Origin of the sequence: Dyella sp. S184 (assembly GCF_009766065.1) — a bacterium.
Classification (GTDB): domain Bacteria; phylum Pseudomonadota; class Gammaproteobacteria; order Xanthomonadales; family Rhodanobacteraceae; genus Rhodanobacter.
In genome coordinates, this window is sequence record NZ_LMUE01000009.1 from 73,449 (window position 1) to 92,543 (window position 19,095).

Genomic DNA, 19,095 nt, shown 5'->3' on the forward strand with positions numbered 1-19,095 from the left:
CTCTGGCAATCAAAATCTGGCGGCTCAACTCTAACGTGCGGTTCTGGTTGCGATCTACAACTTACGATATCCGATTTTCATGAATTTACGGAAGTGGCGGAGTTTCGTGACAAGTTCGGTGCCAACCGCCGCCCTCGCCCTGCCTTAATGTTCCACTCACATCGTCTTTACAACGTGAAGAGACCCAGGAACTCCTGCACCGGCATCGCATCGAGCTTCGCCGGGTCCTGCGTCGCCGCCAGGATTGCCTTGACCTGGTGCGCCGGCAGATGGCCCTGCATGGCAGCCTCGAACTTCTTCAGCAACAACGGGATACCCTCGGCACGACGCTTGCGATGGCCGATCGGAAAATCGATCGAAACCTTGTCCGTGCTGCTCCCATCCTTGAAAAACACTCGCAATGAATTGCCAATGTAACGCTTGGCCGGGTCGAAATAATCCTTGGTGAACTGCGGATTCTCGACGACGGTCATTTTGTCGCGCAGCGCATCGATACGCGGATCGGCGGCCACATTATCGTTATAGTCACTGGCCACCAGACGACCGAAGATCAGTGGCACGGCAACCATGTACTGGATGCAATGATCGCGATCGGCGTAGTTCGCCAGCGGGCCGGTTTTGTCGATGATGCGGCAACCGGCCTCCTGGGTCTCGATGACGATTTTCTCGATCTGATCGAGCTTGCCTGCCACCTGGGTATGCAGCTGCATGGCGCATTCCACTGCAGTCTGCGCGTGGAACTCGGCCGGGAAGCTGATCTTGAAGAGGACGTTCTCCATCACGTAGCTGCCGAACGGGCGTTCGAACTCGAACGACTTGCCCTTGAACGCAACGTCGTAGAAACCCCAGGTCTTCGCGCTCAGCGCCGACGGATAGCCGACCACGCCGCGATAAACCGCATTGATCGCATGGGTGACTGCGCGACGGCAGGCATCGCCAGCGGCCCAGCTCTTGCGCGGACCAGTGTTCGGCGCATGGCGGTAGGTGCGCAACGCACCGTTGTCGATCCAGCTGTGCGACACAGCGGTAGTGATCTGCTCTTTGTCGCCACCGAGCATCGCGGTAGCGACCGCGGTGGATGCGAGGCGCACCAGGATCACATGGTCCTGACCGACCCGGTTGAAGCTGTTCAACAAGGCGTAGCAGCCCTGGATTTCGTGTGCCTTGATGGCGTAGCCCAGCACGTCACGGACGGTCAGCGGGGTGCCACCTTCGCGTTCCGCCTTGCGGCTGAGGTAATCGGCCACGGCGAGGATCGCACCGAGGTTGTCCGACGGATGGCCCCACTCCGCCGCCAGCCAAGTGTCGTTGAAATCGAGCCAGCGGACCTGCGTGCCGATCGCAAATGCCGCCTGCACCGGATCCAGCTCATGGCTGGTACCCGGCACGCGAGCGCCACCTGGCAGGTTCGCGCCCGGAACGACCGGGCCGAGGTGCTTGACGCACTCGGGAAATTTCATGGCCATCATGGCCGTGGCCAGCGAGTCCAGCAGCATGTAGCGCGCGGTGGCGTAGGCTTCCTTCGAATCGATCCGGTAATCGGCCACATAGTTGGCGATGTCGACCATCGGCTGGTCGGGATCGGGACGTTTGGCGGAGCGGATATCATGCGCACTCATGAGTGCTCGTCTCCTGGCAACAGGGAAACCATCATAGTGTCTGATGGTTCCAACCTATCGCGTGACGCAAAGCTTGTCGAAGTTGCCCAACCATGTCGCGTGACAGAAGTTAGTCCCTCCGACCCTTGCGGGCTCACCCCGCTGGCACGCGTACCCAGCCTTCCATCAGCACGCGCGCGCTTCGGCTCATGATCGCCTTGGTAACGGTCCATGTACCGTCAACCAGCGCCGCCTCAGCGCCCACCCGCAACGTCCCCGACGGATGGCCAAAGCACACCGCCTGGCGCTCACCACCGCCTGCCGCCATATTTACCAGCGTGCCTGGAATGGCCGCTGCGGTGCCGATAGCCACCGCCGCAGTACCCATCATGGCGTGATGCAGCTTGCCCATCGACATCGCACGCACGAGCAGGTCGACGTCGCCCGCCGTCACCGGCTTGCCACTCGAGGCGACGTAATCGGCCGGCCTGGCGACGAAGGCCACCTTGGGCGTGTGCTGGCGAGTGGCGATCTCGTCGAGCGAACCGATCAGGCCCATGCGCAACGCGCCGTGCGCGCGAATGGTCTCCAACATCGCCAGCGCCTTGGCATCGCTGTTAATGGCGTCCTGCAGCTCGGTGCCGGTGTAGCCGATCGCAGAGGCCTCGACGAAGATCGTGGGAATGCCGGCGTTGATCATGGTCGCCTTGAGCGTGCCGACACCCGGCACCTCCAGGTCGTCGACCAGATTTCCGGTGGGGAACATCGCCCCACCCGCGCCCTCTTCCTCGGCAGCCGGATCCATGAACTCCAGTTGCACTTCGGCTGCCGGGAAAGTCACACCGTCCAGCTCGAAATCACCGGTTTCCTGCACCGCGCCGCCGGTCATCGGCACATGGGCAATGATGGTCTTGCCGATGTTGGCCTGCCAGATGCGCACGGTGGCAATGCCGTCGCGCGGCAGGCGCGCCGGATCGATCAGGCCACCCGCGATGGCGAACGGGCCGACCGCCGCCGACAGGTTGCCGCAGTTGCCGCTCCAATCGACGAAGGCCTGGTCGATGGCCACCTGACCGAACAGGTAATCCACGTCATGGTCCGGGCGACTGCTCCTGGACACGATCACCGTCTTGCTGGTGCTGGAGGTGGCGCCACCCATGCCGTCGATCTGCTTGCCGTAGGGATCGGGACTACCGATCACGCGCTGCAGCAACGCATCACGTGCGGGACCCGGCATCCGCGCCAGCTCGGGCAGGTCCTCAAGGCGGAAGAACACGCCCTTGCTGGTGCCGCCGCGAAGGTAGGTAGCGGGAACGCGGATCTGAGGAAGCTGTGCCATGTAGATATGGTCCTGTAGTGACTAGGCAGCACCCGCATTCATGCAAGCGCAGCCGCGTGGCATCGCCCGCGGATCTGCAAGCGGTCAGGCCGCCTGCGAGGCCTCGAGGAAGTCCTGCGCGAAGCGCTGCAGCACGCCGCCCGCCTCGTAGATCAACACTTCCTCGGCGGTATCGAGGCGGCAGATCACCGGCACCTCGACGCGTTCGCCGTTCTTGCGATGGATGACTAGTGTGAGATCTGCGCACGGCGTGCGCGCACCGACCACGTCGAAGGTCTCGCTGCCGTCGATGCCCAGCGTCTTGCGGCTGGTGCCGGGCTTGAACTCCAGCGGCAGCACGCCCATGCCGACCAGGTTGGTGCGGTGGATGCGCTCGAAGCCTTCGGCCGCGATCGCTTCCACGCCCGCCAGGCGCACGCCCTTCGCCGCCCAGTCGCGCGAGGAGCCCTGGCCATAGTCGGCGCCGGCGATCACGATCAACGGCTGCTTGCGCTCCATGTAGGTCTCGATCGCTTCCCACATGCGCATGACCTTGCCTTCCGGCTCCACACGGGCCAGCGAACCCTTCTTCACTTCGCCATCGACTACGGCCATTTCGTTGACCAGCGTGGGGTTGGCGAAGGTGGCACGCTGCGCGGTCAGGTGGTCGCCGCGATGGGTCGCGTACGAATTGAAGTCCTCTTCCGGGAGGCCCATCTTGGCGAGGTACTCGCCCGCGGCGCTGTTGAGCATGATCGCGTTGGACGGCGACAGGTGGTCGGTGGTGATGTTGTCGCCGAGCACCGCTAGTGGACGCATGCCCTTGAGTGTGCGCTCGCCCGCAAGGGCACCTTCCCAGTACGGCGGACGGCGGATGTAGGTGCTCTGCGCGCGCCAGTCATACAGCGGCGCGGCGCTCGTGCCGGTGCTCCCCGTGCGCGCGAACATCGGGTCGTAGACCTTGCGGAACTGCTCGGGCTTCACGCTGGAGGATACGATCGCGTCAATCTCTTCGTCGCTCGGCCAGATGTCCTTGAGCGTCACCGACCGACCGTTGGCGTCGATGCCAAGCACGTCCTTCTCGATGTCGAAGCGGATGGTGCCGGCGATGGCGTAGGCCACCACCAGCGGCGGCGAGGCCAGGAAGGCCTGCTTGGCATACGGATGGATGCGACCGTCGAAGTTGCGGTTGCCGGACAGCACGGCGGTGGCGTACAGGTCGCGATCGATGATTTCCTGCTGGATCGCCGGATCGAGTGCGCCGGACATGCCGTTGCAGGTGGTACACGCGAACGCGACGATGCCGAAGCCGAGCTGCTCCAGCTCGGACAACAGGTTCGCCTCTTTCAGGTACATCTCCACCGCTTTGGAGCCGGGGGCGAGCGAGCTCTTCACCCACGACTTGCGGGTGAGACCGCGCGCGTTCGCGTTGCGCGCCAGCAGGGCCGCCGCGATCACGTTGCGCGGATTGCTGGTATTGGTGCAGCTGGTGATGGCGGCGATGATCACCGCGCCATCGGGCATCTGGCCCGGCTGTTCCGTCCACTCACCGGCGATGCCGCGCGCAGCGAGATCAGACGTGGGCAGGCGCTTGTGCGGGTTGGACGGGCCAGCCATGTTGCGCACCACCGAAGACAGATCGAATGTCAGAGTGCGCTCGTAGTGCACGGCGGTAAGCGTGTCGGCCCACAGGCCCGCGACCTTGGCGTAGGTTTCCACCAGCTTGACCTGTTCGTCGCTGCGGCCGGTGAGGCGCAGGTAGTCGATGGTCTGGCCGTCGATGAAGAACATCGCGGCGGTGGCACCGTATTCGGGCGCCATGTTGGAGATGGTCGCGCGATCGCCGAGCGTGAGGCTGCCCGCGCCTTCGCCGTGGAACTCCAGGTACGCGCCGACCACCTTTTCCTTGCGCAGGAACTCGGTGAGTTCAAGCACGATGTCGGTGGCGGTGATGCCGGGCTGCCGCTTGCCGGTGAGCTCCACGCCCACGATGTCGGGCAGGCGCATCCACGAGGCACGGCCGAGCATCACGCTCTCCGCCTCCAGACCACCGACGCCGATGGCGATCACGCCGAGCGCGTCCACGTGCGGCGTATGGCTGTCGGTGCCCACGCAGGTGTCCGGAAAGGCCACGCCCCTGCCTTGATCATCGTGTTGCACCTGGATCACTGGCGACATCTTCTCCAGGTTGATCTGGTGCATGATGCCGTTGCCCGGCGGGATCACGTCGACGTTCTCGAACGCCTTCTTGGTCCAGTTGATGAAGTGGAAGCGGTCCTCGTTGCGGCGATCCTCGATCGCACGGTTCTTCGCGAACGCGTTCGGGTCGAAACCGCCGCACTCCACCGCCAGCGAGTGATCGACGATCAACTGCACCGGCACCACCGGGTTCACCTTGGCCGGGTCGCCGCCGCGTTCGGCAATCGCATCGCGCAGGCCGGCCAGGTCCACCAGCGCCGTTTGGCCGAGGATGTCATGGCACACCACACGCGCCGGGAACCAGGGAAAATCGCGATCGCGCTTGCGCTCAATGAGCTGCTTGAGCGACTCGGTGAGGATTGCTGGATCGCAACGGCGCACCAGATTCTCGGCGAGCACGCGCGAGGTATATGGCAGCGCGTCATAGGCGCCCGGCTGGATCGCCTCCACGGCGGCATGCGCATCGAAATAATCCAGCGACGTGCCGAGGAGGGGTTGGCGGTAGACAGTATTCATAAATATCAAGAACCTTAGAGATAAACGCCCGGCTGACCTCAGGCCGACACTCGGCGCGCGCGCCACTGTTCGATCGGCACGTGTGGCCAGTTTCGTGGGCCATGGCCGCGCACGCCCGGGCGGATGGAAGTGGCGCCCGCGCGCGTCCAACAGCTGGAGTACCCGTGCCGACGACCAAGGCGTAGTTTCACCCGTGACAAAGGCACGATCGAGAAATTGCACTAGCTAGCTCGTCATTGTAACGCACCCTCCCTGGCGTGACCCAGCCTGGGCCTGCATTCGCGCCCCAAATCCAGGGCCGTGATTCGCGCCTCTTCGTGGTTCCATCGGGCGTGCTCATCAAAAGCTTGGTCAGGCCGTACGGCAGGAACATGGTGCCAGGCAAGAGGCGTGGCAACCGGCGACGGAGCCGAGGCAAAGGGGCACGCTCATGCTTGGCCCGGTGTCACCACAGTCGAGTGCCTTAACCGTGTCAGCGAGGTACGCGCTCGCCACTCGACCGCCGATAATTTTGTTGAAAACAGGAAATTGTGGAAGGCGACAGACGGTACGTGTTCCCGACACGTTGTAGTCGAAGAAGGCCTTTCCTCAAGGGGGTTTGGCTTGACTGGTATGCATGACGGCATCGAGAATGCACGAATACTGATTCCCAAAAGGGAGTAGTTCCCGACGCAGGCTCGCTTGCATCGGTGTGGTGATCGTCAACACGAGCGACGCTTCGCTCCGGTCACCACGGCAGTCATGCTGCGAACGAGACTTTTGCGGTAGTCACGGGCCACGCGCGCCCGCGTCTGCTGCATTGTCTTACGCGCATGGACTCCGCATGAACTTCCTCACTACTGATTTTTTCTCCGACCTGCTGACCATCATCCTGCTCGACCTGGTGCTGGCCGGCGACAATGCCATCGTTATTGCCATGGCAGCCAGTCGCCTGCCCCAGGCGCTGCAGAGAAAAGCGGTGTTCTGGGGCACCTTCGGCGCTGTCGCCGTTCGTTTCTCACTGACTACCGTGGTGGTCTACCTGCTCAAGCTGCCGGGACTGATGCTGGTTGGTGGCCTTCTGCTGCTGCCGATCGCCTGGAAACTGCTGCGCCACGACAGCGACGGTAATCCGGCGATAAGTGCCACCACCACGTTCGGGAGCGCACTGCGCACGATCATCGCCGCCGACGCCTTGATGGGCCTGGACAACGTGCTGGCGATCGCTGGCGCGTCGAGTGGGCAGCTCGGACTGGTCATCCTCGGCCTGCTGATCAGCGTGCCGTTGGTGGTCTGGGGCTCAACGCTGATCCTGAAACTGATTGGCCGTTACCCGATCATCATGTACCTCGGTGCTGGTGCGATTGCGTTCACGGCCAGCCGGATGATCACGCACGATCACCTGCTGAATGGCTGGTTCGAGGTACACGGCTGGCTGAACTGCATAGTCGATGTAATGCTGGTACTGGGCATCTGCGGCGGCGGCTGGCTGAAGCAGCGGCGGCGCCGCGCATCGTTGCCATCGACGAACTGAAGTCAACCAAGCCAATGCATTACCATCCGGCAGACTCAGCGCCCTGAACCCAACAACAAGCGCGCTCGGCACTGGCGCCGTACATGCCCTCATCCGGAGTTTCCATGAAGCTTTACTACATGCCCGGCGTCTGTTCGCTGGCCGACCACATCGTGCTGGAATGGATCGGCGAGCCTTACCAGATCAAGGAAGTGCCACGCACCGAGTTGCGTTCACCGGAATACCTGAAACTCAATCCCGATGGAGTGGTGCCCGTGCTGGTCGATGACGATGGCTGGGTACTGACCGAGAATATCGCGATCCTCAATTACCTTGCCGATCGCTTCCCTGCGGCAGGGCTCGGCGGCGACGGTTCACCGCGTGGTCGCGCCGAGGTCAATCGCTGGCTCGGCTTCCTCAACTCCGACGTGCACCCGGCGTTCAAACCGCTGTTCCGACCGGAGCGCTTCATTGCCGATACGGCCCAGCACGCCGAGTTGCAAGACACGGCACGGTCGAAGTTGCGCAACTATTTCGAACGACTGAATGCACAGCTGGCAAACCAGGACTGGCTGGTCGGTACACGTTCGATCGCCGATCCCTATCTGTTCGTGGTGCACCGCTGGGCCAGGGCGAAGGCAGTCGACCTGCACGGTCTCGATCACCTCGAGCGCTTTGTCCATCGCATGCATGCCGATACCGGCGTCAGGGCCGCCATGCAGGCCGAAGGGCTATAGGCCAAGGTGGGCAACCTTCGCGGCAAGCCAGTCGCATGCCCCGTCTGGCCGGCTCATCAGTACAGCGTCGGCACCCGCACCGTCACGAGCACATCGGGCGTATCGCGGGTGACGCCGGCACCGAGTGTGAAATTGATCGTCCGCTTGGGATTCAAACGATAGGAACCGCCGATCAGCAGTTGGCCCAGCCAGACCTTGGTCGAACCGGGTACGGTTTGGCCCATCTCTTTGGTGACGCCAATAAAACTCTGGTCATAGCCGATGCTCAGCGAGGCCTTGTCGTTCAGGGCAAAGCCCATGCCAATGCTCACATCGGCGACATTGCCGATACTCACATTGCCGAGGTACTGCTTGCCCAACACCAGGTTTTCCCATACCCCGTGTCGTTCGACGTTGTACAGGTAGCTGATGTTGCCGAAGAACACCACCGGATCGGAAGGAAGCAGCCAGGTCAAACCTGGTTGCAAGGAGTAGAAACCGGAGCCGGTAGGCAATTCCAGTGGAAGACCCGTGCCGGTGACGTCTTCCACACAACGCTGCTGACAGTCGGTTGTCACCTGGAAAGGATCGGTTCCCGTGCGTGATTTGAAACGGAACCAACCGACGTAGTACGGCTTGTCCGCACCGCCGTCATTGAACTGGTAGCGCGCGGTCGCCTCGATGTCGCCGAGGCCGCTGCCGCTGGAACTCAATACATTGTTCGTGGCCGCACCGGTGAAGACCTCGCGGCTGACGATGTTGCTCCCGTCCCATACATAAGGCACGCGCACCTCGACCTCAAGGCGATTGGTGATTCCGTAGCGCGCGGTAAGCGTGGTGGTCTGGGTGGTGGTCCGCACCGTGCGGATATCGATCAGACCGATCAGGATGGCAGGAATGATGGTGTAGCCGATCAGGTCGACCTGATCGGCGGAGGAGTAGCCGAACTGATACGACGGCTCGATCACGATGTGGCCCTTGGGGGTCAGTACGCCCGGCTGATTGGTGATCGGTGCGACCTCGGGGGGACGGGTATCCGTCGGCGGCGCTACCCCGACCGGCGGTGAATTCGTGGCACTGACTTGCTGCGTGGCATCGGCATCCGGCATCGGCAGTGTCGATGCACTGGCGCTGCCGGTATTCAGATTGCCGCCACGCTCCTGGGCGAGTACATCCATCCCCACCGCATGGCGCAAGCTCTTGTAGTCGGCTTCCTGCTGGGCGAGCTGCTTCCGCATCGCGTCGAGTTGTGCCACCTGCGCATCAATCTGACTGCGCATCGCATCGATCCGCGCGTCCTGCGCCTGCAGTTGCTTGCGGATCAGCGTAGAAGACGCCGCAGAAGGTGTTGTAGAAGATGCCGTGCCATCGGACCCCGACGACGGCGCTGGCGTGGGTTCCTCCTGCGCACCCGCCCAACCGCCGAACATGATCAACCCAGCACAGCCCGCCGAGTACATCCACCGCCAGCGTTTGCGCTCCACTACAGTTCCCCTTGCCAAACCGAGGTGAATGAAATCTTTGGCGCTGACATGGCCCGCGCAGGCAACGGCACAGGCATGCTCAATGCCCAAGCGACAGCGATAGTTGTTGTGCTGCCTGCAAGGTGCTCTGCAGGTTCAGCTCATGGAGTACTTCCAGCGTGTTCACCGAAATGTTGAGTGTGGTGAGGGTGCTGATGGACTGGTTATTCAACGAGTTCTGGATGACCGTCGCCAAGCCGGCGTTCTGGATCGGTGAAGATGAAGCGGTGGGGTTGCCCGGCCCGTTCTGCACGAAGTTCACGGTGCTGAGCACCGATGCCAATGCGGTCGCTTGCTGGGCGGTGATTTGCCCGATATTCGGGATATTGATGCTGGTGGACGTCACCAGATTGCCGTTGATGTACGCCAATTCCTGGATGCCGAGCGATGCCACCAGGCCATCGCCGAAGTCAAAGCCACCACGCACTTCATCAAGCCTGGCATAACTGACCGGCTGCCCCAGGCCGGCGATGTCCGGCTGCGCATGGGCGACAGCCACACTCCCATCTGCCGCTACGCCGGCTGGAAGCGACAAGGCCTGTCCCCCCGCCTCACTCGCTCCCTCTCCAGGCACGGCATGCACGACACCGGCACTCCCGAGCAGGCAGAGTGGCAGGACAATACGGAAACCACTTATCAATTTGTTTTGCATTTCATCATCTCAATACTGCCCAGGCCCGAACTTCGGCATGGTGAGGTAGTCCATCAAGCGTCGGTCAACACCTGCGCTCATTGGCGCGAACGGTGCCGCACGCCAGTCACTCACCGTGTTGAAGCGCGCGAGATCGCGCCGGTCGTGGATCACGAACAGCAATTTATCCTTCCACAGCTTGTCGAAGCGGTCACGCGGGATCGAACGCGTGCCCAGGGCGGGATCGCCGATCAGCACGCGGCCGTAGAGCAAGCCCTTGATCACCACGAAATGGTGGTAGCCCTTGTCTTCGATCAGCGCGATCGCTGGCAGGTGCTCCTGTGCGAGCTTCTCCAGCGGGACGCGGAATCCGTCGGCCTCGAATCCATTGGCCTGCAGAAACTGCTTGATATCCAGCAGCGAGAATCCTTCCTTGTTGATCTTCGCGCGGTTGCCGTGCGCATACATCTGCGCGAACGCCGTCTGCTCGCTGAGCGGATAGCCGTATTGGTAGGTCAGCAAGGTGGCCACCGCCGCCGAGCCGCAGCTGAAGTCGTATTTCTGCCGGATGGTGTTCCTGAATTTGGCTTCTTTCAGGGTAGTAAGGTGCAAGCTGTAGTTCTGCCCTACCCCATTGTTGATCACTACCGTGGCGGCCAGCAGGCCGCCGGGGGATGCCAACGCAAACATGATCGCAAGCGATGGCAGCAGTTTTTTCATTGCTTGAACTGCACGTTGACGATCACGCCGTTCTGGATCAGCACGTTGTTGCCGGTATTCTGGATGACCGTCGACAACCCCGCCGCGCCACTGAAAGAATCCGCGCTGATCGCATTCGCGCCGGTCACCACCTGCGTCGCACTGTTGCCTGTCACTGCACCGGTGATGTTCTGGTTGTTATGGATGTTCGTGCCGCCGCTGTATTGACCCAGGGTATCGGCGCTCACTGCCAGCCCCAAGCCATCGACATACATCGGATGTGCAGGGGCAGTAACAGCCACCTGCTGTTGCTGACCAACCACATGCTGCGTGGCGCTGGCGCTCCCGGGTGGGTTCGAAGCAACCGCCCACGCGGGCACCCCAGCGAAGCACAGCACCATCACCCTCATCACGGGCCTCATGAAGGACATGACACCTCTCCGATTGCGTTTGGCGCATCAAAAACGACTGCGTATCGACCGGTCGCGTACAGTGGCCGGTCGATACGCACAGCAAAGTGGGGCGATGCGTGCTCCACCCTGCTGATCAGCCGTCACTCACTCAATGGCCACCCAGAGTCAGATTGGCTTGGACAGTCACGCCCTGCTGGATAAGAGCAGCTGCGCCACTGTTCTGGGCAATCGTCGTGATGCCTGCGGCCGCGGCCGCCGTGCTGTCCATGGTGTTGGACATGTCGAAGCTGCCAGCATCGGCTGCCGCGGTTCCGCCGTTACCGCCGTTACCGCCAGAAGCACCGGTTCCCGCACCGCCCATGCCTGCGCCTCCGGCCCCGCCAGCACCACCAGCACCACCTTCGCTGGCGACTTCACCGCTGGTACCGCCCGTCGCAGAGGAATTGCCGCTGGTAGCGCTCGCGCTTCCAGCCGTATTGCTGCCGCCCGTGCTGCTACCACCGGCACCGCCCGTAGCTCCACCCGTACCAGCATGATGGCTGGCATTGGCCCAGGCATCACCACCGTCGCTACCGTAGGCACCCGCGCCCGCCGCAACACTGGCTGCGCCAGCATCGCCGCTGCTGGCACCCGACCCGCCGGCACGACCGCTCTTGGCGAACGCGTCACCGCCGCTACCGCCGCTGCCGCCCTTGCCACCAGGGCCATTGCCGCCGTTGCCGCTACCGCCCCTGCCGCCACGTGCTCCATTCGCGTTGCCGTTATTCACGGCGCTGTTGCCAATGCCCCACACCGAGACATCGCTGACCGAACCTTCGAGATCGCTATTGGCTACTGCGACGGTCTTGTTGAATGAATCGCTGACTGTGGCGTTGGCGGTCGCACCGTTGTCGGCCGCGGCGGTTCCCAAGCCGGAGCTCTGCACATCGCTCAGGCTTACATTCTTGGTAACGGTCTTGGTATTCGTACTCGAGTTGGTATGCGTACTCGAATTCGTGTTGCCCTGATTCGAATTGTTGTTGTGGTTGTTGTCGGCCATGGCCGGGAGAGCAAGTCCCAAACCAAGCATCAGTGCCGTGAAAAGAAGAGTCTTGCGCATAAGGAGATTCCTCCCGGACTACCGCGATGACCCCCTGCTTTGCTTTGCATGTACATCTTTGGCCTTGCATGTACAGCAGCTACGCCCCGCAAACTGCGTGCCATCAGGGGCGCGCTTATGATTTCACGCACGATTTCTGCAACATCAAGCACTTAGCTTCATTCTTGTCCGGCAAATTTCGACAGGATCAAGCGCATCGGCGAGCAAGGTGAAGCATTCGTGTTACATCCTTTTTTCGTCAAACTCCTCTCATACGACATGTCGTTCAAAAACATTTCTCCAAAGATCATGGGCTTAAATTAAAAATCTACAATTATTCTGAGGTTGTATCACTCGTGTTACATCAATCACCAATGCGTCGCACTAGCGACCGTAGCCCATCGCCATTAACCCAACAAAAAGAAAGGGGCCTTGCGGCCCCTTTCTTTTTGATTGTCGCTCCCTTCGGATCAGCGCTTGTCGATCGGCACGTAGGCCTGGTCTTCCGGACCGGTGTAGTTCGCGCTGGGACGAATGATCTTGCCGTCCTCGCGCTGCTCGATCACATGCGCGCTCCAACCGGAGGTGCGCGCAATCACGAACAACGGCGTGAACATCGCGGTCGGCACGCCCATCATGTGGTATGCGCTGGCCGAGAACCAGTCGAGGTTGGGAAACATCTTCTTGACGTCGCCCATCACCTTCTCGATGCGTTCGGATACCTCGAACAGGGTCGGGTTGCCGCCGTCGGTGCACAGCTTGCGCGAGATCTCCTTGATGATCTCGTTGCGCGGATCGGACACCGTGTACACCGGGTGGCCGAAGCCGATGATGATTTCCTTGCGCTCGACGCGTGCGCGGATATCGGCCTCCGCATCATTGGCACTGCGGTAGCGCGCGATGATTTCCATCGCCACTTCGTTCGCACCACCATGCTTCGGGCCACGCAACGCACCGATCGCACCGGTCAACGCCGAGTACATGTCCGAACCGGTACCGGCAATCACGCGCGCGGCGAACGTCGAGGCATTGAACTCGTGCTCGGCATACAGCACCAGCGACTTGTCCAGCGCATGAGCATGCAGGTCGCTCGGCTTCTTGCCGTGCAGAAGGTGCAGGAAGTGCGCCGCGATCGAGTCGTCATCGGTCTGTGTCTCGATGCGCTTGCCGTTGTGGCTGAAGTGGTACCAATACAGCAGCATCGAGCCGAAGCTGGCCATCAGGCGGTCGGCGATCTCGCGCGCACCGGTGACGTTGTGGTCGTCCTTTTCCGGCAGCACGGTGCCGAGTACCGAGCAGCCCGTGCGCATCACGTCCATTGGATGGGTAGCAGCCGGCAGCAGCTCCAGCGCAGCTTTCACCGGCGCGGGCAAGCCGCGCAGGCGCTTCAGGCGCGCGCGGTAGTTGTTCAGCTCGGTCCAGTTCGGCAGCACGCCGTGCACCAGCAGGTACGCCACCTCCTCGAAGCAGCCCTTGGCCGCCAGATCGTGGATGTCGTAGCCACGGTAATGCAGGTCATTGCCGCTACGACCGACCGTGCACAGCGCGGTATTGCCCGCCGCCACACCGGACAGCGCGACAGATTTCTTGGCCTTGGGCAGGGTTTGCTCGCTCATCGATAACTCTCCTGAGACTTGCTGATACATGGCGATGCGATGGGCATCGCGCATACGAAAAGAATGGCGCGTTCAGGCCTTCTTGCTGGCGAACAGCGCGTCGAGCCTGTTCTCGAAATCGTGATAGCCGATGCGCTCGTAAAGCTCCTCGCGCGTCTGCATGGTGTCGATCACATTGCGCTGGTGGCCATCGCGGCGAATCGCCGTGTAGACGTTCTCGGCTGCCTTGTTCATCGCGCGGAAAGCCGACAACGGATACAGCACGATGCCAACGCCGGCCGTGCGCAATTCGTCCACGCTGAAGAGTGGCGTGCTGCCGAACTCGGTGATGTTCGCCAGCACCGGCACCCTCACGGCGTCGACGAAGCGGCGATAGGTCGGCAGGTCGTAGGCGGCCTCGGCGAAGATGCCGTCAGCACCCGCCTCGACGCAGGCGACCGCGCGCTCGATCGCGGCATCCACACCATCGACGGCAATCGCGTCGGTCCGTGCAATCAGGAAGAAATCCGGGTCGGTCCTCGCGTCTGCTGCAGCCTTCACGCGGTCAGCCATTTCATCGGCGGATACGATCTCCTTGCCTGGCCGGTGCCCACAGCGCTTGGCGCCGACCTGATCCTCGATGTGGCACGCGGCTGCACCGAACTTGATCAGGCTCTTCACCGTGCGGGCGATATTGAATGCGCTGGGGCCGAAGCCGGTATCGATATCCACCATCAACGGCAGGTCACAGACGTCGGTGATGCGGCGCACATCGGTGAGCACGTCATCCAGCGTATTGATGCCCAGATCCGGCAAACCCAGTGAACCGGCCGCCACGCCACCGCCGGAAAGGTAAATCGCACGATAACCGGCGCGCTTGGCGAGCAGCGCATGGTTCGCGTTGATCGCGCCGATCACCTGCAGCGGCTGTTCCTCCACCAAGGCAGCGCGAAAACGCGCTCCAGGAGATGCGATCTTCGTCATGGGCTGCTCCACGGAAAACATCCATTTTAGCGCACCGGAGCCATGCCCGTGCCCCATGACCTTCGAGGCATTGCATCTAGCTCCACTGCTCCAGGCCCTGTTCGAGCGCACGACGGATTTCCTCCAGCACCTGCGGATCATCCAGTGTCGACAGGTCACCTGGATCGGCGCCCCGCCGTAGAGCGTCCAAGGCCAGAACAGACGCAGCGCAGCAATGCACCCGACTTTCGTCACTGCGGAAACGACAACGGGTCGGCATGAGCCGGCCCGTTACGAGTCGCTGGATCCCGTGTCACCAGCCATCCATGGCCTGCACGGGATGAAGTCATCCTGACTTCACTTCTTCGCGAACAAATGCTCGACGCCGGCGCGCTCTTCGCGCAGTTCCTTGTCGGTGGCGTCCATGCGGGCACGCGAGAAGTCGTTGATCGCCAGGCCTTGCACGATCGTGTACTTGCCGTCCTTCACGGTCACCGGGTAGCCGTAGATCACGCCCGGCGCGATGCCATACGAGCCATCGGACGGGATGCCCATCGAGACCCAGTCGCCCTCGGCCGTACCCAGCGCCCAGGAGCGCATGTGGTCGACCGCGGCCGAAGCGGCCGAAGCAGCTGAGGAAGCGCCGCGCGCCTTGATGATCGCCGCACCGCGCTGCTGCACGGTCGGGATGAAATCGCTCTCGTACCAGGCCTGGTCGACCAGTGACAACGCCGCCTTGCCGTCCACCGTGGCGTGGTGCAGATCCGGGTACTGGGTGGAGCTGTGGTTGCCCCAGATCGTCATCTTCTTGATGTCGGTGTTGTGCTTGCCGGTTTTCTCGGCGAGCTGGCTCAAGGCGCGGTTGTGGTCGAGGCGAACCATCGCGGTGAAGCACTTCGGATCCAGGTCCGGTGCGTTCTGCTGGGCGATCAGCGAGTTGGTGTTGGCCGGGTTGCCGACCACCAGCACGCGCACGTCACGCTTGGCGTGATCGTTCAGTGCCTTGCCCTGCGGGCCGAAGATGGCGCCGTTGGCTTCCAGCAGATCCTTGCGCTCCATGCCCGGGCCGCGCGGACGCGCGCCGACCAGCAGCGCGTAGTCGACGTCCTTGAAGGCGACGTTGAGGTCATCAGTGGCCACCACGCCAGCCAGCGTCGGGAACGCGCAGTCGTTGAGTTCCATCACCACGCCCTGCAGCGCAGGCAGCGCCGGGGTGATTTCCAGAAGGTGCAGGATCACCGGCTGGTCAGGACCCAGCATGTCACCTGCAGCAATGCGGAACAGCAGCGCATAGCCGATCTGGCCAGCGGCACCGGTAACGGCAACTCGAACGGGGGCTTTCATCGTGGCAACTCCTTGGGAGAATAAGGCAACACCCGCATCCAGCGATGCGGGCTGGAACTGATCGGTCAACTCAACTCGGCAAAGAACTCGGCGATGCGGGCGAGGCCCGGCGCGAGTTGTGCCGTTGGGCAGGTATACGAAATTCGCATCGCGCGTGGCTCGCCGAATGCCGAACCCGGCACACAGGCGACGCCCTTGGCTTCCAGCAAGGCGGCACAGAAATCCACATCGCTGCTGATCTTCGTACCGTTGTGGCTCTTGCCGAATGCCACCGAGATATCCGGGAACGCATAGAACGCACCCTGCGGTCGCGGGCAGATCACGCCGGGGATCGCACTGAGCGCAGCGACCACGGTGTCGCGCTTGCCGGCGAACTCGGCGCATTTCGCCTGCGGGATGTCCTGCGGACCAGAAAACGCTGCCACCGCAGCCGCCGTGATCACTTCGGGAATGCTGGTGATGTGGTTGGAATTGAGCGTGGTCACGGCCTTGGCCACCGACTCCGGTCCGGCGATCAGGCCAACGCGCCAGCCCGGCATGCCGTAGGTCTTGGAGACCGAGTCGACGAAGACCAGCCGTTCTCGCAGCTCGGGCCTGGCGAACACGAAATTGTGGTAACCGATGCCGTCGAACACCATCGAGTTGTAGATGTCGTCGGTGACAATCCAGGTATCCGGATACTTCGCCAGCACGTCGGCCAGCGCAGCGATTTCCTCGCCCGTGTAGACCATGCCGGTGGGATTGGACGGATTGTTGAACAGAAACACTTTCGGCTTGCGCGCCAGCGCCGCCTCAAGCTGCATCGGGGTGAGCTTGTAGTTCTGCTCAGTACCACACGGCATCACATTGACTTTGGCGCCCACGATGTCTGCGATGTCGCGATAGGTGGTCCAGTACGGGGCCGCGAAGCAGATCTCGTCGCCTTCGTCGAGCATGGCCTCGGCCAGGTTGTACAGCACCTGTTTGGCACCGATGCCGATGGAGAGGTTCATGCGGCCGTAGCCACTGAAGCCGAGCGCCTCGATATGTTTCAGGAACGCATCCAACAACGGTTCGGCACCACGGTTGCTGCCGTACTGGCCGGAGTCATGCGACAACGCCTCGCGCGCCGCAGCATACACATGGTCGCCGGGCAGGAAGTTCGGTACGCCAATGGAGAAACTGATGATGTCGCGGCCGGCAGCCTTGAGCTGCTTCGCCTTCTCGGCTATCACCATGATTGCGCTGGGTTTGGCGCGGCCGACACGCTGGGCAAGCTGGGGCATGGGTTCCTCGACGTCAGGGGATGAGGTCAGCAAACCCGCGAATTTTAGCATGCGGCGACGCGGCATTCGGCAGGATCGCAAAAGCTTGCGCGGTCAAATTCCTATGGTGGTATCCAGCCGACTAGTTGCATGATGCGGACGCCGCCGCACCATGTGCACACGGTCGCTGGTGGAATTGGTCAACTCAACAGCAATCCAGGGAGGTAGGCGTCCATGTTCCACCTGATATGGTCCATCATCGTTGGCTTCTTCGTTGGTCTGATTGGCAAATTCGTCCTCGATCACGTTTTCCACGCGAACATACACCTCGGCTTCTGGCTGACAGCCATCGTCGGCATCGTGGGTTCGGTGATCGGTGGTCTGATCGGCAGGATGATCAGCACACCGCCACCCGACTCCAAGTTCCATACGGCCGGCTTCCTGATGTCAATCCTCGGCGCCATCATCCTGCTGCTGGTTGTGCAGTTCGTCTTCAAGTAATCCCTGCCACCGGCCGAAGCATCGGCATCTACATTTGCAGGCAGCACAAAAGAAATCGGCGGGTAACCCCCGCCGATTTCTTTTCATGAAATCACAACCGTTATCAGGCCTGGCCGCCCATCAGCTTGCCGGCGAGGCCTTCAAGCATGCCGAAATTGAAACCGCCGCCCTGCCCAGCCGCCGGAGCCTGACCGTCGGGGGTCAGATGATCGACCGCGTGCGGCAGCACTTGCGAAAGACCGTTGAGCACCACGCTAGGATCGACACCCATCTTGCTGGCGGCCTCCTGCACTATCGAACCCATGCCTCCGTTCTGCAGCGCCTGGCCGAGCTGGTCGCTCGATACCGCCTGATTGGCCCCCGTACCGACCCACGACTGCACGGCATCGCCCAGCCCATGCTGTTGCAGCATGCTGGTGAGACCCTGCACGCCGCCGGCCTGCTGCAGCAGCTGGCCCGCCACACCAATCATCGAACCTGCACCAGCCTGCTGTCCCTGCCCCCCAAGCAAACTATCGAGGAATGACATGGTCGTTCTCCTTAGTTAGTTAGTAAGTGAATGGGTGTGTAGCCTGCCGATCATAGGCGCGCAAAACCGCATTTGTCATGACGTTCGCGCACAAAAGAAACCGCCGGCCATGGGCCGGCGGTTTCTTTTGCATCCTTTAACAAAAACTCAACCGCGCTGGTCGAGCACCGCGTTCCATTCCTTCAGACGATCCGACTGCGCCGCCAGCAGCGCGTCGACGTCGCCGTCCACGGTGACCTTCTCGATCACGTCACCCTGCTGGATCGCGTTGACCACATTCATGTCAGCCGCATCGACCACTTCGCCGAACACACTGTGCTTGCCGTCCAGCCAGGGCGTGGCGCCATGGGTGATGAAGAACTGGCTGCCGTTGGTACGCGGGCCAGCATTGGCCATCGACAACACACCCGGCTTGTCGTGGCGCAGCGATGCGTTGAACTCGTCCTCGAACTTGTAGCCCGGGCCGCCGCGACCGCTACCTTCGGGGCAACCGCCCTGGACCATGAAGTCGGCGATCACGCGATGGAACGACAGCCCGTCGTAATAGCCGCGCTTGGCCAGGTTGACGAAGTTGGCGACCGTGACCGGGGCCTTGTCCTCATGCAGACGCAGGTGGATCGGGCCGCGGTTGGTGGTGAAGGTGACATTGATGGTCATCGCAAAATCCTTGAGTTCGAAAGCTGCACCGCGCGACGGCACGGGCACGAGGGTCGCCAAGAATAACCCAAGCCAAGGT

General features: G+C 62.0%; 17 protein-coding genes. 3 read left to right on the top strand and 14 right to left on the bottom strand.

The genetic code is table 11. The features are described 5' to 3' along the window. Window positions 1-167: 167 nt before the first annotated feature. The 3 genes from GSQ75_RS12475 to acnD form a co-directional block, all read right to left on the bottom strand. Window positions 168-1,619 (bottom strand): bifunctional 2-methylcitrate dehydratase/aconitate hydratase, encoded by a 1,452-nt coding sequence (locus tag GSQ75_RS12475; RefSeq protein WP_158755207.1) that lies wholly within the window; start codon window positions 1,617-1,619, stop codon window positions 168-170. A 133-nt stretch (window positions 1,620-1,752) separates the two neighbouring features. Continuing rightward, entirely contained in the window at window positions 1,753-2,937 is a 1,185-nt protein-coding gene (gene prpF / locus GSQ75_RS12480; protein ID WP_158755208.1) for a 2-methylaconitate cis-trans isomerase PrpF, read from the bottom strand. Between the two features lie 84 nt (window positions 2,938-3,021). Next, window positions 3,022-5,631, bottom strand: coding sequence for a Fe/S-dependent 2-methylisocitrate dehydratase AcnD (gene acnD, locus GSQ75_RS12485; protein WP_158755209.1), 2,610 nt, complete (start codon window positions 5,629-5,631; stop codon window positions 3,022-3,024). Window positions 5,632-6,454: 823 nt separating this feature from the next. Between acnD and GSQ75_RS12490 the strand changes: the two genes are divergently transcribed. Continuing rightward, window positions 6,455-7,144 carry a YjbE family putative metal transport protein gene (locus GSQ75_RS12490; protein ID WP_158755210.1) on the top strand — a complete coding sequence of 230 codons (690 nt, stop codon included), beginning with the start codon at window positions 6,455-6,457 and terminating at the stop codon, window positions 7,142-7,144. 104 nt (window positions 7,145-7,248) lie between these two features. After that, on the top strand, window positions 7,249-7,860 hold the full coding sequence (locus GSQ75_RS12495; protein ID WP_158755211.1) for a glutathione S-transferase N-terminal domain-containing protein: 612 nt from the start codon (window positions 7,249-7,251) through the stop codon (window positions 7,858-7,860). Between the two features lie 56 nt (window positions 7,861-7,916). Here the strand turns inward: GSQ75_RS12495 and GSQ75_RS12500 are convergent, their stop codons facing one another. From GSQ75_RS12500 to GSQ75_RS12540, 9 genes are all read right to left on the bottom strand, one after another. Continuing rightward, window positions 7,917-9,119: an acetate kinase gene (locus GSQ75_RS12500; protein WP_254058566.1), complete on the bottom strand. Its 1,203-nt coding sequence runs from the start codon at window positions 9,117-9,119 to the stop codon at window positions 7,917-7,919. A 283-nt stretch (window positions 9,120-9,402) separates the two neighbouring features. After that, window positions 9,403-10,014, bottom strand: coding sequence for a hypothetical protein (locus tag GSQ75_RS12505; RefSeq protein WP_158755212.1), 612 nt, complete (start codon window positions 10,012-10,014; stop codon window positions 9,403-9,405). 9 nt (window positions 10,015-10,023) lie between these two features. Continuing rightward, the gene (locus tag GSQ75_RS12510; RefSeq protein ID WP_158755213.1) at window positions 10,024-10,713 is read right to left on the bottom strand and encodes a C39 family peptidase; all 690 of its coding nucleotides are present in this window, start codon (window positions 10,711-10,713) and stop codon (window positions 10,024-10,026) included. Further along, a complete protein-coding gene (locus GSQ75_RS19200; RefSeq protein ID WP_254058567.1) occupies window positions 10,710-11,123 on the bottom strand; it encodes a hypothetical protein in 414 nt (137 codons plus the stop codon). Before GSQ75_RS19200 ends, GSQ75_RS12510 begins: the two co-directional genes overlap by 4 nt. A gap of 130 nt (window positions 11,124-11,253) precedes the next feature. After that, entirely contained in the window at window positions 11,254-12,204 is a 951-nt protein-coding gene (locus tag GSQ75_RS12520; protein ID WP_158755214.1) for a hypothetical protein, read from the bottom strand. A gap of 449 nt (window positions 12,205-12,653) precedes the next feature. Then, the gene (prpC, locus tag GSQ75_RS12525; RefSeq protein ID WP_158755215.1) at window positions 12,654-13,799 is read right to left on the bottom strand and encodes a 2-methylcitrate synthase; all 1,146 of its coding nucleotides are present in this window, start codon (window positions 13,797-13,799) and stop codon (window positions 12,654-12,656) included. Window positions 13,800-13,871: 72 nt separating this feature from the next. Then, complete coding sequence (gene prpB, locus GSQ75_RS12530) at window positions 13,872-14,762, bottom strand: methylisocitrate lyase (RefSeq protein WP_158755216.1); 891 nt, start codon at window positions 14,760-14,762, stop codon at window positions 13,872-13,874. A gap of 336 nt (window positions 14,763-15,098) precedes the next feature. Then, entirely contained in the window at window positions 15,099-16,085 is a 987-nt protein-coding gene (locus GSQ75_RS12535; RefSeq protein ID WP_158755217.1) for a malate dehydrogenase, read from the bottom strand. A 65-nt stretch (window positions 16,086-16,150) separates the two neighbouring features. Further along, window positions 16,151-17,350, bottom strand: coding sequence for an aminotransferase class I/II-fold pyridoxal phosphate-dependent enzyme (locus tag GSQ75_RS12540; RefSeq protein ID WP_158755218.1), 1,200 nt, complete (start codon window positions 17,348-17,350; stop codon window positions 16,151-16,153). A gap of 213 nt (window positions 17,351-17,563) precedes the next feature. On the opposite strand from GSQ75_RS12540, the gene GSQ75_RS12545 reads away from it, so the two are divergent. Beyond that, a complete protein-coding gene (locus GSQ75_RS12545) occupies window positions 17,564-17,830 on the top strand; it encodes a GlsB/YeaQ/YmgE family stress response membrane protein (protein ID WP_158755219.1) in 267 nt (88 codons plus the stop codon). A 103-nt stretch (window positions 17,831-17,933) separates the two neighbouring features. Here GSQ75_RS12545 and GSQ75_RS12550 read toward each other — a convergent pair whose 3' ends face one another. Both GSQ75_RS12550 and GSQ75_RS12555 read right to left on the bottom strand, forming a co-directional pair. Next, complete coding sequence (locus GSQ75_RS12550; protein ID WP_158755220.1) at window positions 17,934-18,359, bottom strand: YidB family protein; 426 nt, start codon at window positions 18,357-18,359, stop codon at window positions 17,934-17,936. A gap of 147 nt (window positions 18,360-18,506) precedes the next feature. Continuing rightward, entirely contained in the window at window positions 18,507-19,016 is a 510-nt protein-coding gene (locus GSQ75_RS12555) for a peptidylprolyl isomerase (RefSeq protein WP_158755221.1), read from the bottom strand. Window positions 19,017-19,095: the final 79 nt, after the last annotated feature.